The sequence below is a fragment of the Thermovirga lienii genome (assembly GCF_036847465.1).
GTDB classification, from domain to species: Bacteria; Synergistota; Synergistia; order Synergistales; family Thermovirgaceae; genus Thermovirga; species Thermovirga lienii.
Genome location: NZ_DAITZW010000040.1, coordinates 1 through 13,076 on the forward strand (window position 1 = coordinate 1; position 13,076 = coordinate 13,076).

General features: G+C 47.6%; 10 protein-coding genes and 1 riboswitch. Of the genes, 6 read left to right on the top strand and 4 right to left on the bottom strand.

Annotation, left to right across the window (positions count from 1 at the left end; all coding sequences use genetic code 11):
• Positions 1-422 precede the first annotated feature (422 nt).
• Genes aroF through aroB form a run of 6 tightly spaced genes read left to right on the top strand, consistent with a single transcriptional unit; the run spans position 423 to position 7,214 of the window.
• Positions 423-1,466, top strand: coding sequence for a 3-deoxy-7-phosphoheptulonate synthase (aroF, locus tag V7Z69_RS08630; RefSeq protein ID WP_334139614.1), 1,044 nt, complete (start codon positions 423-425; stop codon positions 1,464-1,466).
• Entirely contained in the window at positions 1,442-2,329 is an 888-nt protein-coding gene (locus V7Z69_RS08635; protein ID WP_334139615.1) for a prephenate dehydrogenase, read from the top strand. Before aroF ends, V7Z69_RS08635 begins: the two co-directional genes overlap by 25 nt.
• Complete coding sequence (gene aroA / locus V7Z69_RS08640; protein WP_334139616.1) at positions 2,319-3,635, top strand: 3-phosphoshikimate 1-carboxyvinyltransferase; 1,317 nt, start codon at positions 2,319-2,321, stop codon at positions 3,633-3,635. The genes V7Z69_RS08635 and aroA overlap by 11 nt, the downstream gene beginning before the upstream one ends.
• The gene (gene aroE, locus V7Z69_RS08645) at positions 3,619-4,458 is read left to right on the top strand and encodes a shikimate dehydrogenase (protein ID WP_014164008.1); all 840 of its coding nucleotides are present in this window, start codon (positions 3,619-3,621) and stop codon (positions 4,456-4,458) included. The genes aroA and aroE overlap by 17 nt, the downstream gene beginning before the upstream one ends.
• 19 nt (positions 4,459-4,477) lie before the next feature.
• A complete protein-coding gene (aroC, locus tag V7Z69_RS08650; RefSeq protein WP_334139617.1) occupies positions 4,478-5,659 on the top strand; it encodes a chorismate synthase in 1,182 nt (393 codons plus the stop codon).
• Complete coding sequence (aroB, locus tag V7Z69_RS08655) at positions 5,646-7,214, top strand: 3-dehydroquinate synthase (protein ID WP_334139618.1); 1,569 nt, start codon at positions 5,646-5,648, stop codon at positions 7,212-7,214. Before aroC ends, aroB begins: the two co-directional genes overlap by 14 nt.
• A 99-nt stretch (positions 7,215-7,313) precedes the next feature.
• Here the strand turns inward: aroB and V7Z69_RS08660 are convergent, their stop codons facing one another.
• The 4 genes from V7Z69_RS08660 to V7Z69_RS08675 form a co-directional block, all read right to left on the bottom strand.
• The gene (locus V7Z69_RS08660) at positions 7,314-8,825 is read right to left on the bottom strand and encodes an acetyl-CoA hydrolase/transferase family protein (RefSeq protein WP_014164005.1); all 1,512 of its coding nucleotides are present in this window, start codon (positions 8,823-8,825) and stop codon (positions 7,314-7,316) included.
• Between the two features lie 28 nt (positions 8,826-8,853).
• The gene (locus V7Z69_RS08665; protein WP_334139619.1) at positions 8,854-10,044 is read right to left on the bottom strand and encodes an aspartate-alanine antiporter-like transporter; all 1,191 of its coding nucleotides are present in this window, start codon (positions 10,042-10,044) and stop codon (positions 8,854-8,856) included.
• A gap of 120 nt (positions 10,045-10,164) precedes the next feature.
• A riboswitch (cobalamin riboswitch) is annotated at positions 10,165-10,362 on the bottom strand.
• Between the two features lie 198 nt (positions 10,363-10,560).
• Positions 10,561-12,195 carry an L-glutamate gamma-semialdehyde dehydrogenase gene (pruA, locus tag V7Z69_RS08670; protein ID WP_334139620.1) on the bottom strand — a complete coding sequence of 545 codons (1,635 nt, stop codon included), beginning with the start codon at positions 12,193-12,195 and terminating at the stop codon, positions 10,561-10,563.
• Between the two features lie 106 nt (positions 12,196-12,301).
• Positions 12,302-13,000: a response regulator gene (locus tag V7Z69_RS08675; RefSeq protein ID WP_334139621.1), complete on the bottom strand. Its 699-nt coding sequence runs from the start codon at positions 12,998-13,000 to the stop codon at positions 12,302-12,304.
• Positions 13,001-13,076 lie beyond the last annotated feature (76 nt).

Consider the following 13,076-nt stretch of genomic DNA (forward strand, 5'->3'; position numbering starts at 1 on the left):
TTATCTCTTTCACTTTACCAAAGTAGACGGAACGAAATATAGGCTCATCTACAAATAAAAGAGGATTCAATATTGACAAATGGGAAATAATGTCTAAAATAACTTACCAATATCTATACGAAGTTAAGTCGCAAAACAAAAGGAAAGGAGAGCCAGACGGATATGAGAAGCCTAAATCTAGGAAACGTTGCCCTCTTTGATAGCCAGTCCTATTATTTCGGCTTTACCAGCGGCCAGTGGCGCTTTTATTACGCCAGTGGCCAGTCAGCACGTGGAAATCCGTCCGAGGCTCTTTTAGACCCCGAAGGAGTGACAGGCTCCGTCTAAGGGGACTCTAAAGAAGAATCAAAGTAAATCAAAGCCGGAACGGGATTTCCACATCCCGTTCCGGCTTTTTTATTCGCCAAAGGAGGTAGAGGAGAATGTTGGTTATTCACATGGCAAGAGGTTGTAAGAGCTTAGAGGTGGCGAGAGTTTGTGATTTCCTGGAGCGAAGAGGTTGCAGTTTGAGGGTTGTAGGGTCTTTTGAGTCTCCCTACATCGTTTCAAACGGCTGTGAAAAAGTGGGTAACCTGGTTCTATCCCTTCCAGGCGTGAAGACGGTAACTTCCACGAAAAAACCCTATCCGCTGGCTTCCAGGGAGACCTTCCCTGATGACAACGTTTTCCACATAACCGAGGATATAAAGGTAGGCGGCGGCCACAGACTTATAATGGCCGGACCCTGTTCAGTGGAGAGCCGACCCCAGATATTGGAGACCGCATCAGGTGTCAAGGCATTAGGTGCCAATGTTCTAAGGGGAGGGGCCTTCAAGCCCAGGACCAACCCCTACTCCTTTCAGGGCCTTGGCAGCGAGGGAATAAATCTTTTGGTGGAGGCAAAAGAAAAGACCGGCCTTCCCATAGTCACAGAGATAATGTCTCCTGAGGACCTGGAGTGGCTGGAACCCCACGTGGACATACTTCAGATAGGGGCCAGGAACATGATGAACTTTGCCCTTCTCAAGGCAGTAGGCCGTACCAGAAAGCCAGTACTGCTCAAGAGAGGGATGATGGCCACCGTAGATGAGTGGCTTCAGGCGGCAGAATACATACTGGCAGGAGGCAACCACAAGGTTATCTTGTGTGAAAGAGGCATAAGAAGCTTCGACACCAGCACCAGGAACACGCTGGATCTTAGTGTGGTTCCACTGGTCAAATCCATTAGCCACCTTCCCGTCATCGTAGATCCGAGCCATGGAACAGGGCGCAAGGAACTTATAAAACCCATGAGCATGGCAGCCATGGCTGCCGGGGCCGATGGACTCATGATAGAAGTCCATCCAAGACCCCATGAGGCCCTTTCCGATGGAGCCCAAAGCCTTACTCTGGAGGAGTTCGGTGATCTGATGGAGAGCGTAAACAGGTTGTGTAGCGTCCTGGACGAGGAGGTTAAAGCACCATGCGGCTTAAGGATTGCCATGTAGGTATCGTAGGTCTCGGCCTTATAGGAGGATCCATAGCTTGTGCATTGAAGACTCGTGGAGGAGCGAGGAAGGTTTCAGGTTGGGACGTTGACGAAGAAGTGATGAAGTTTGCCAAAGAGAGAGGCTTTATAGACAACGGGGACGGTACGTTGGAAGAACTCGTTTCATCTTCGGATGTCCTTGTGATAGCTGTTCCAGCTGGGGAGATAGTGGACGTAGGCAGAAAAGCGTACCTTTGCCCCAACGGGAACGTCAAGGCCGTAATGGATACAGGAAGTGCCAAGCGCAGAGTGGGAGGGGCACTATCGGAACTATGGCGGGAGAGGTACGTGGGGTTTCATCCCATGGCGGGCAGGGAAAATGGGGGGATAAATAACGCCTCTTGTGACCTTTTCCAAGGAGCCCTCTGCGCCGTGGTGCCCTTTGCTCACACATCCGAAGAGGTCGTGGAGATCGCAGAGGAGCTAGCATCGGCTCTGGGAGGCTCAAGCCTCCGGATGGATCCTTTGTCTCACGACAGGGCAGCGGCGTGCCTGAGTCACTTTCCCATGTTGCTTTCCATGGTGCTACCCCTTGTGGCAGCAGAGCAGATGAAGGGTTTGGAGGGGCTTTTTTCTATGGCTTCCGGGGGCTTCAGGGATACATCAAGGCTTTCCAGCGGACCGTCCTGGCTTGTGGCCCAAATGTGGGAGCAAAATCAGGATCTGATAAGGCCATTGCTCCTGCGGGCCGAGTCTTTGCTGGGCGAAATAGCCGGTTCAAGCACTGACGAAGTCATTAAAATGGCGCAAAAGGCCAAGTCCTGCAGGGAGAAGATCCTTGGCATGAGCGTAAACAAAAGGGGTGATGGGGATGAGCAGTGACGTAAGAATAAGACCCGCAGAGGGAGGGCTAAAAGGACGTTTGACCCTCCCAGGGGATAAATCCATATCCCATAGGGTGGGCTTCTTCGGAGCCCTTTCCTCTGAGGGCATAACTGCAGAGAATTTCTCCTCTGGAGCAGATTGTGCCTCCACCCTCAGGTGTCTTGAGCTTGCAGGGTGCCTAGTGGAGAGAATTGGAGACAAGGTAAGGGTAAGAAGAGGGATTAATCCAGGGGAGATAAAAGCTCCCCTGGATGCTGGCAATTCAGGGACCACTGCCAGGCTTTTGTGCGGCCTTTTGGCCGGCACGCCAGGAGTCTTTGCTGTCATAACCGGCGATGAGAGCTTGCGAAAAAGGCCCATGGGGCGGGTTGTATCCCCTCTTAGGACTTTAGGGGCAAGGATAGATGGGCCTGGGGGCGGAGCTTACCTTCCTCTTTCCATAAGGGGGGGCTGCCTTTCGGGAGGAACCTTTGAGCTTCCCATGGCCAGCGCTCAGGTGAAGACCGCCCTGATTCTAGCGGGCTTGAACGCCCACGGGAGCGTGACCGTAGTGGAGCCTGCCAAGAGCAGGGACCACTCGGAAAGACTTTTGCGACATCTTGGAGTGCCCCTGAGGCAGGAAGATAATCGGATAACGGTTTATCCATGCAGCGACCTTCCAGGGTGTTCTATAAGGGTTCCTGGAGATTTTTCCTCCGCTGCCTTTTGGATAACTGGGGCACTCATTGTTCCGGGCTCAGATATAGTGCTGGAAAACGTAGGGATAAACCCCACAAGGACGGGTTTTTTGGAATGCCTTAAAAAGATGGGGGCTTCCATAGAGATAGAGGAAAAAGAGCCTGCCGGCGGAGAACCAGTGGGCAACATAAGGGTTAGGTACTCGGAACTTGAGGGTATAGAGGTGGAAAAAGACGCAATTCCCACCATGATAGATGAGCTTCCATTGCTGGCCCTCATAGCTACCCAGGCCCACGGGGTAACCAAGATCACCCATGCAGAGGAGCTGAGGGTGAAGGAGTCAGACCGCATAAGTTCAATGGCCAAGGGGCTCAGAGCCTTGGGAGCAGACGTGGAGGAGCTGGAGGACGGCTTTTTTATAACTGGTCCTACACCTCTTGGAGGAGGTTGCGTTGAAAGCTCAAAAGACCACAGGATCGCCATGACCTTCTCCATAGCTGCCCTGGCTGCACAAGACGAGATAATAGTGAAAGATGCCCAATGTGTTGGCATATCCTATCCAGAGTTTTTCGATCACCTGTCCATGCTTTCAGAGGGGGTAAAAGACCTTGAATATAAACGCTGAAACCAAACTGGTGGCCCTTTTGGGGGACCCAGTGGAGCACAGCCTTTCGCCAACGATGCATAACGCAGCGTTTTCAAAGATGGGGCTGAACATGGCCTACTTGGCTTTTAAGGTCAAAAAAGAAGATATGAAGGGCGCCCTGGAGGGCTTGAAGAGTCTAGGTGCTATAGGTTGCAACATAACAGTACCCCATAAGGAAACGGCTTTGACCTTGCTGGACGAGGCCACCTCCGAAGCCAAGGCTCTTGGAGCAGTGAACACCGTCCTGTTCAAAGACGGGAAGGCTTTAGGGTACAACACGGACGTCATAGCCATAGAGGAGATACTTGATTCTTTGATTTCTGAAGACAAGGAGGCCTTCCTCTTAGGAGCAGGCGGAGCGGCAAAGGCTTCGGCCTACGCCCTGGGGAAGAGGGGCTTTAAGAGAGTTTGGATAACCAACAGAATGGAAAATCGTGGGAAAACCTTGGTCGAAAAGATGAACGAACTTTTCCCCGAAAGGCCCTTCCAATTCCTTCCTTGGGGAGACCTTCCTGTTTCTTCCGGAGGCCTTCTTATCAATGCCACGTCCTTGGGAATGTCCAGTGTGCCGTGGCCGAAGGGTTTGCTGGAGAGGTTTTTGGATTCATGGGATGTAAAAGGAGTTTTGGACATAGTTTATCTTCCAGGGGGCACGACTCAACTGATAGAAGAGGCGAAGAGGAGGAATTTGAAGCACGTACCAGGGGAGGAAGTGCTCTTGCGGCAGGGAGTGTGGGCCTTTCGCCTTTTTACGGGGATAAATCCGGAAGTTTGCGCTATGCGCAGTGCCCTTGGCCTTTGAGGCCAGAAAGGAGGAGGCGATGGGGATTTTGAGGTTTCTCACCAGCGGAGAATCCCACGGCAGGGGGCTCATAACGGTAGTGGAAGGCCTTCCTGCAGGGCTTTCAGTACCCATAGAAAGGTTGGAAAAGGAGCTTGAGCGCAGACGGCGGGGTTATGGCCGAGGCGCCAGGATGAAGATAGAAAAAGATCATCTTACCATCTGGGGCGGCATTTGGAACGGCAAAACCACTGGTGCTCCATGCGGGTTGACCATTGAAAACAGCGAGTGGGAAATGTGGCGAAGCTCCATGGATCCCCAAAGTTGTGATCCCGAAGCTGTGAAGGAAAAGAGCATTTATTGTCCTCGTCCTGGGCATGCAGATCTTCCAGGAGGATTGAAGTACGGCCATGAAAACATGCGGCCGGTCCTTGAGAGAGCAAGCGCCAGGGCCACCGCAGCGTGGACCGTGGCGGGGACCTTGGCCAGGCTTTTAATAGAAAGCTTGGGGATAGAAGTTAGAAGCGCGGTAACAAGCGTAGGTGGAGTGACGGTGAAAGTACCTTCTGAAGAGGAGGAATGGCATGTTGCTTCCAACTCGCCGTTGGGTTGTGTGTTTCAAACCGATGAGGAGAGGCTGAAAGAAAGGATAAGGGAGGCGATGAATGAAGGAGATAGCTTGGGGGGAGCCTTCGTGGTATCCGTCAAAGGACTTCCGCCTGGGGTTGGCTCCTACGTGGAGTGGGACCGCAGGTTGGATGGAAGGATAGCCCAAGCTATGATGGCCATTCCTGGCATAAAGGGAGTGGAGGTGGGAGAGGGGTGCCGACTAGCAGACCTTCCTGGCAGTCAGGTGCACGACGGCATTTTTATGGATGAAAAAGGAAGGATCAAAAGGGAGACCAACCGCGCCGGAGGTATAGAGGGAGGCATGACCAACGGTGAAGAGGTGCTTGTAAGGGCCTTTATGAAGCCCATACCCACCCTCACTAGGCCTCTGCCTTCGATTCGCTTGGACCTGATGGAAGCTTCCTTTGCCCACAGGGAAAGAAGTGACGTGTGTGCCGTTCCAGCCGCGAGGATAGTAGCCGAGGCCATGCTGTCCTGGGTGATTGCGGCGGCCATAATGGAACAATTTGGAGGAGATATCCTGGAGGAAGTCCAAGAACGTTTTTCTTCCTATGTTAGTAGGGTTGGGAGGAGAGACGATGAAAAGGCCTAGCATATTCATAGGGGGGTTCATGGCGGCAGGCAAAACTACGGTGGGAAAGGCTTTATCCGTGAGGACGGGTATGCCTTTCGTTGATTTGGACGTTCTTATAGAGCAGAGGGAGGGCATGGCTGTAGCTGAGATATTTAAAAAAAGAGGAGAAGCCTACTTCAGGGAGCTGGAGAAAAAGACCCTGCTTGATCTTTTGGATGCCGGCAATATCATTGTCTCCCTTGGAGGGGGCACCCTTTTGAATCAGGACCTCAAGAGTAAGATCCTGGAGGAAGGAACCCTGGTCATATTGGGAGTTTCTCCACAAGAGGCCATTGCAAGGGCGAAGAACGAACCGGGCAAAAGGCCATTGCTTGACGAGGGAAAGGTAGAGGTACTTTGGAGGGAGAGGCAGAAGATATATGAAGGGGGCAACCTACATATAGAGACCGACGGAAAAACAGTGGGGGAGATCCTGGACGAGGTCCTTTTGAGCTTGGGACTTTTGACTGATGAAGATGCTCCAAAAATTGAGGAGGTAATAGACGACAGCATATTCATAGGTAGAGGCATCCTCTGCGAAGAAAAGCTTAGGAGCTTGTTGGGGGATGGGGATCTTCCTTTCGTGGTGGCCGACGAGCTTTCCGGTCCCTTTTTCTCAGGGAGGCTTAGGGCGCTGAAGGGGCTCTATATACTGCCTAGAGGTGAGGAGGCCAAGACATTAAGGCATGTGGAAGGACTGTATGAGGCCTTTGCCAAGGCAGGATTGGACAGAGGAAGCACCGTAATAGCTCTAGGGGGTGGTTCCGTGGGCGATGTGGCGGGTTTTGCCGCTGCTACCTGGATGCGCGGTGTGCATTTGGTTCAGTGCCCTACCACCCTTCTTGCTCAGGTGGATAGCTCCATAGGTGGAAAGGTGGGGGTAAACCTTCCTTTTGGTAAAAACCTTGTTGGAGCCTTTTACAGGCCAAGGGCAGTTGTAGCGGACGTCAAGTGCCTCTTGACTCTGTCTTGGGACAACTATAGACAGGGACTTGCGGAGATCGTCAAGTACGGCCTAGGTGAGGACTGGGAGCTTTTCAAGCTGCTGGAGAACAACAGAGAAGCCCTCGTCAGGCGAGACTTGGATTTTCTCGTGGAGGTCATAGCAAGGTGCGTGGCGATAAAGCAGAGCATAGTCAAAATGGACGAGCAGGAAAAAACAGGGGAGAGGATGCGCCTAAACCTTGGCCATACTGTGGCCCACGGCATAGAGAGCGCCTCGGGATACCAGTGGAGTCACGGGGACGCAGTCTCCGTCGGTTTGGTAGTGGCTACGACCCTATCGTGCAGGTTGGGACTTTGTGACGAAGAGACCTTGAACAGGCTCAAAAGCCTGCTGAAGGGTTTGGGCCTTCCAGTGAAGTCCCATTTGACCTGGGAGCAAATAGCTCCGTTCATAGAAAAGGATAAGAAATTTACCAACGGCAAATCAAGGCTTGTCCTTCCTGTAAAGGGTGAGAAATCCGTAGTTATAGAGGAATGCACTTTGGATAAATTTAGGGAGTGTTATGAAGAGATATTGGCTTCGGAATGATCGAAATTTAGGGCGGGAGGTATTTATTTAGGCCGAGAAGTTACCCTTCTCGGCCTAGGAAAGGAGACGACCTGTATGAGGTGTGGTTTCTTTAATGGTTTAGCAGACTTTGGGTTTCATGGTACCATATTTAACCATATAGTTGTGTAAATCGAAAACTCTATTTAACATGTGGGGAGTATGTTTATATTTGGCATAAAAAAGAGCTTTCCTGTAGTAATCCCATAATTCCTTCCTGAAATCTGGATGGGCGCATTTGCCGATTATTTGTTTGACCCTTTCTTTTGGGCTCAAGCCTCTCAGATCGGCTAAACCTTGTTCCGTTACGACGACGTGTACATCATGTTCGGTGTGATCATGATGGGATACCATGGGTACTATGGAGGATATATTCCCGTCTTTGGCCACAGACTTAGTTGTAAAGATGGACAATGCAGCGTTTCTGGTGAAGTCACCAGACCCTCCGATTCCATTCATCATTGCGCATCCACCTATATGAGTAGAGTTGACGTTGCCATATATATCTATTTCTATTGCTGTGTTCATTGCTATTACTCCGAGGCGACGAATTACTTCAGGGTTATTGCTTATCTCCTGGGGTCTGAGGATGGTGTAGTTCTTGTAGAATTTTAAGTTTTTATAAAAGTGGTCCAATTTTGAGGGAGAGATTGTAAAGGCTGTCCCAGATGCAAAGGATACCTTTCCTGTATCGATCAACTCCAGCACGGCGTCTTGCAGGACTTCTGAGTATATCTCTAAATTTTCAAAACGGGATTCTTTGAAGTTGGTTAGTACTGCATTGGCCACACTGCCTACGCCGGATTGTAGAGGGAGTAAATTTTTGGGGAATCTTCCTTTTTTGATTTCAAATTCAAGAAAATCAATTATGTGGCCTGCGATAAGCCTGGAATCTCTATCTATCTCCGCAACGGGGTTTGTAGAATCCTTTCGGTTTGAGATTACAATTGCGACAATTTTTTCTTTCGGACAAGGGATATATGGTATTCCTATTCTATCGGAAACTCTGCACAGAGGTATTGGCGATCTTAAGGGAGGGTCCCCAGGGTCATATATATCGTGAAGGCCTTCCAAATCCAGCGGTTGGGCAAAATTTATTTCCACTATTACTTTGTCTGCTTTTTGAACGAAGGTGTTCGTCGCTCCCACAGAGGTGGATGGAACTATCCCGCCGTCCTCTGTGATGGCAACAGCTTCTACTAAGGCTATGTCAATATTACCTAGATATCCTAGTTTTATAAATTGAGGCAAATGACTCAAATGAATATCGCAAAAATCTATCTGTCCCGAGTTTATGCCGTTTCTGCAGTCGGTGTTTGTTTGGTAAGGGTATCGTTTCTTAATGACGCCACTTCTTGCGAGAACTCCGTCTAATTCATCTCCTGTTGAGGCGCCCGTAATGATGTTTAGTCTTATATTTTCACCCTTCTGGGCTCTTTGGGCGATCATTTCAGGTACGACCTTGGGATAGCCTGCTGGAGTAAAACCGCTACATGCTACGGTCATTCCATCTTTGATGAATTTCGCCGCTTCCTCTTTCGATACCACTTTTTCTCTCAAAACCTTACTTCTTATTCTTTCATGAAGCTCCAATTTAGCTCACCTCTTTCTCTCAGATTATTTATATAGCAGGCAAAACAAAGATCATCTTGGTAAAAAGCACCATGCCGAAAAGAGCGAAAGGATACGTGGCCCCATAGCCTAAAACAGGCTCATCACTATTGACTGCTTCTATTGCTGCTCCCAAACCAGGTGTAGATGTCATGCCTCCACAGAGAGCTCCCAACAATAACGGCCAATCGAGTTTGAAAATTCTATGCCCGACCCAAAAACCAAAAAGGATAGATATGCTTCCTGCTACAAGGGAGGCAAAAAGTATGCCAATTAGATTGAAGCTCAACGTTTTGAAAAATAGGCTTCCATATTTAAGGCCTATGGAGCTTAGGAATATTAGTAAGGATAAGGATCTAACCTTATTAAGCACTTTCTCGTTAATCCTGAAATCCAAAAAGAAGACTTTCCTTTGATATCCTAATGCCAAGGAGGATAGCAAAACTCCACCTGTAGTGCCCAATTTGAAATATCCTATTTTGTATAAGGGGAGAGCAATATTGCCTAATAGGTAGCCTAAAATGCAGCATATAGCAAAACTCAAAACGAATGAAATTGCTTTTTGCATATTTACAGGCTTGTTTCCAGTTATATCTGCAGTTGCGTTAAGGGCATGAGAAGATGTCAATTCTTTATTTTGTGTTCCTATGTTGAAGACTTGAGGCAGTAATTTCGTAGAAAGAATAACCAGTAACACTCCTATAGGATAGCTTATAGCATATGCTATACCTACGTCAGCGGAGTAGTTTGACCCCATAATTTTCCCGTAATCAGTGGCGGATTCTAAGGCCGAGGCTAATCCAGGGGAGCTTGTAAGAGCTCCTACGTAAGTTCCTGCAGCATGTCCTTTGGATAAAGTTGGTAGTGTAAGAACAACAATGTAACTGGTTAAGGCGCCAATAAACGTTATCGATAACCCCAAAAGAGCGAACTTGAAGCCGTGGCTTTTGATTACTGTTTGTATCTTTTTGCCTGCAATAAGACCCACTGTAGCTATGAAAAATATGAGGCTTATCTTTATAAGCCACGAGGGTATCAAGAGGGAATAGTTTCTTAGAAAAAGAGACAAGGTCATGCCTGCTACCAACGCACCAGATTCCCCAAGACTAAATTTCCCAACGTTTAGCTTACCGAGGTGGTTACCTGCAAAGGCAGCGACTACAACCAGAAAAATGGTAACTATGCAACTTGAAGAGCCCATGTTTACGCCCCCTTTTTGAATAAAAAAGTGCCCTCCACAGAGGAGGGCACTGGTAAAAACCAACCATTCGGATGTCCGAAGCAGACACCCATTGCCGCACCAACCATCCTCGTGGTTTTGCGTGCTTCTACATCACTGGCAGGTCTCCTGGCTCCGGGTCATCGCTTGGTTGAACCTTCCCATCGCATTAAAGCGACAGTGGCATATCTCAACCACGCTCTCCGTTACAGTGGCGGGACCGCGCCGGACTCTCACCGGTCTTCCCTTTTAAGCCTACCTTGCAGAGCAAGATAAGGCACCAATGATGCGCAAATATATGTAATTTTTTATAAAACGCTTCTTTATTCTGACGGGGAGTTTACTGCAATAAATGTGCTTTGTCAATTAGGTGTTGTTTATATGTGTTACCGGACAGTGATATTGTCACCCTGTAAGGGGACATTTTCGCTATCCGTTGTCAGCATAACATAGTCATGGTAACTAGAGGCCTTTTTAAGGCCTCTAGTTACCATTTGTCTACTTTTCCAAAAACGGATAACTCCAATGGGTGGGGGGATTTAGATTTTCTTTAATAGTTCTTGGAGAAATCCATCTAATCAGATTCAAGTAAGTTCCGGCTTTATCGTTGGTGCCTGAGGCTCGAGCTCCTCCAAATGGCTGCTGGCAAACTACAGCTCCTGTTGGTTTGTCGTTAATGTAAAAGTTACCTGCTGCATACCTTAATATTTTTGCTGCTTTTTCTACAGCCTTCCTGTCTTTTGCGAAGATTGAGCCTGTTAGGCCGTATGAGGAAGTGGAGTCGCATAACGTTAATGTTTCCTCAAAGCGCTCGTCTTCATACACGAAGATGGTCAGAACCGGCCCAAAAATTTCTTCGTTCATTGTCACGAAGTTAGGGTCGTTTGTTTCTATTATGGTGGGTTCTACGTAATATCCGGTTCTTTTATCTCCGTTGCCTCCGACTATTATCTTTGCGTTTGGCGAAGTTTTTGCTTTTTCGATGTACCCCATAATTTTTTTATAAGACGCTTCATCTATTACGGCGTTTACAAAATTTTTGAAGTCTCTAACATCCCCAACTGATAGATTTTTTGTCCAATCGACGAGGATTTCCCTCAACTTCTTCCAGATGGATTTAGGGATATAAGCTCTTGAAGCTGCAGAGCATTTTTGTCCCTGATATTCGAAAGCTCCTCGTACTAAAGCGGTAGCGAGGGCGTGAATATCTGCTGAATAATGGGCGAATATAAAATCTTTGCCGCCTGTTTCTCCTACTATCCTCGGATAGTTTTTATATTTTGATATATTTTCTCCAAGCTTTTTCCATAGTGTGTTGAAGGTATCTGTGGAGCCCGTAAAGTGTAAACCCGCGAAATTGGTGTTGCGGAGTGCAACTTCGCTTATTTCAGATCCTGGCCCAGGCAGAAAGTTTATTACTCCCGGAGGCAGTCCAGCTTCTTCAAAAATCTTCATCAAGTAGTAGCTGGAAAGCAAAGAAGTTCTTGCAGGCTTCCATATTGTTGTGTTCCCCATAGTAATAACTGATGAGTTGAGGCTTAGCGCAATGGCAGTAAAGTTAAAAGGCGATATGGTTAAAACAAATCCTTCAAGTGGCCTGTATTCCATTTTGTTTACACAATCATATTCGTGAGGTTGTAAAGGCTGCCACTGATAAATATATGATGCCTGATAAGCTCCGAATCTTAAGAAATCGATGCTTTCGCAGGCAGCATCTATCTCTGCTTGATGTACGTTTTTTGCCTGTCCCAGCATCGTAGCTGCATTTAATAAATAGCGATATTTGTTGCTGATTAGCTCAGCGACCTTCAGCATCACAGCACACCGTTCTGTCCAATGGAGGGATTCCCACTCTTTTTTGGCTAGTAGAGCCTCCTTGATAGCTAGTTCTGTTTCCTTTGGACCTGCTTCATGGTAGATGGCAAGGACATGCCCGTGGTCACATGGCATAGTTACTTCTCTTATCTTGCCTGTCCGTACCTCCTTCCCCCCTATAATCACGGGGATCTCGACCTTGATCTTTTCTTGGCGGGATAACTCCTTCCTCATCAGTTTCCTTTCAACGCTACCAGGAGCATAATTTTTGGTTGGTTCGTTCCTGGGTTTGGGAAAACAAAAGATCCCGTTATTCATAGAAAAAATCCTCCTTTCCAGTTGTGTCCGTTTTATTACTACTGGAAAGGATAAATAAGAATCTTGAAACATTAAACTTTTTGCTCATTTATGCTCTGTTTTGGGTTTATTGTTTTTGCACTAATTTGTAGAGTTTTTTGGGTCTTCCAATTTTAGTGAAAGGATACTCTGCAGACACTAGCTTGCTTTCTAATAGATACTCTAGGTATCTTCTTGCTGTAGCTCTCGATATACCCACAATACCTCCTATTTCCTTGGCAGAAAGAGCTTTATTGCTTTGTTCAAGGCATCGAATTACTTTCTCCAATAGCTTTTCTTGTATACCTTTAGGCAGGTCTCCTCTTAGGGGATGAACTTTAGTGTTTGCGAGCTCGCTCATCATTTTATCCAACTCTTCTTGATTCCAAGGGCTATCCCGCGTGGTAAGGCCCAAGTTGTACGTCCTGTAAGCTTTCAATGAGGATTCTAATCTTTTGAAGGAAAAGGGTTTTATCAGGCAATCGAAAGCGCCTTGACATATGACATTGCGTATTATAAATGGGTCACCGGTTTTTGCCATAACGATAAAATCTACCCTAGGGAAAGCGCTTCTAAGGCCTTTAAAGCCATCAAGCTTTAAATCTTTGTCCATATGAGCATCCAAAAGCACAAGATCGACTGTTAAGTTCTTTAGTTCCCTTTTTAGGGAGCTCAATGAGTGAGTCTCTGATGTCACCGTGAATCCATAGATACCGCTAATGTAATTTCTGCACAGATAGCAAACCATCGGGTCTTCATCAGCAATGATGACTTTGAGTTTGGGCAATTTGTGTTTCTCCTTTCCGCAAGGTCAAGTCCTATATTTTGTGTAAATTTGTTTTGGTCTCTGGTAATGGCCTTAT

What these genes read in the sequence shown, in the direction of transcription:
- pruA (WP_334139620.1), bottom strand. Translation starts at nt 12,195, where the DNA reads ATGAATAACGGGATCTTTTGTTTTCCCAAACCCAGGAACGAACCAACC.
- aroB (WP_334139618.1), top strand. Translation starts at nt 5,646, where the DNA reads ATGAAAAGGCCTAGCATATTCATAGGGGGGTTCATGGCGGCAGGCAAA.
- aroF (WP_334139614.1), top strand. Translation starts at nt 423, where the DNA reads ATGTTGGTTATTCACATGGCAAGAGGTTGTAAGAGCTTAGAGGTGGCG.
- aroA (WP_334139616.1), top strand. Translation starts at nt 2,319, where the DNA reads ATGAGCAGTGACGTAAGAATAAGACCCGCAGAGGGAGGGCTAAAAGGA.
- V7Z69_RS08635 (WP_334139615.1), top strand. Translation starts at nt 1,442, where the DNA reads ATGCGGCTTAAGGATTGCCATGTAGGTATCGTAGGTCTCGGCCTTATA.
- aroC (WP_334139617.1), top strand. Translation starts at nt 4,478, where the DNA reads ATGGGGATTTTGAGGTTTCTCACCAGCGGAGAATCCCACGGCAGGGGG.
- V7Z69_RS08665 (WP_334139619.1), bottom strand. Translation starts at nt 10,044, where the DNA reads ATGGGCTCTTCAAGTTGCATAGTTACCATTTTTCTGGTTGTAGTCGCT.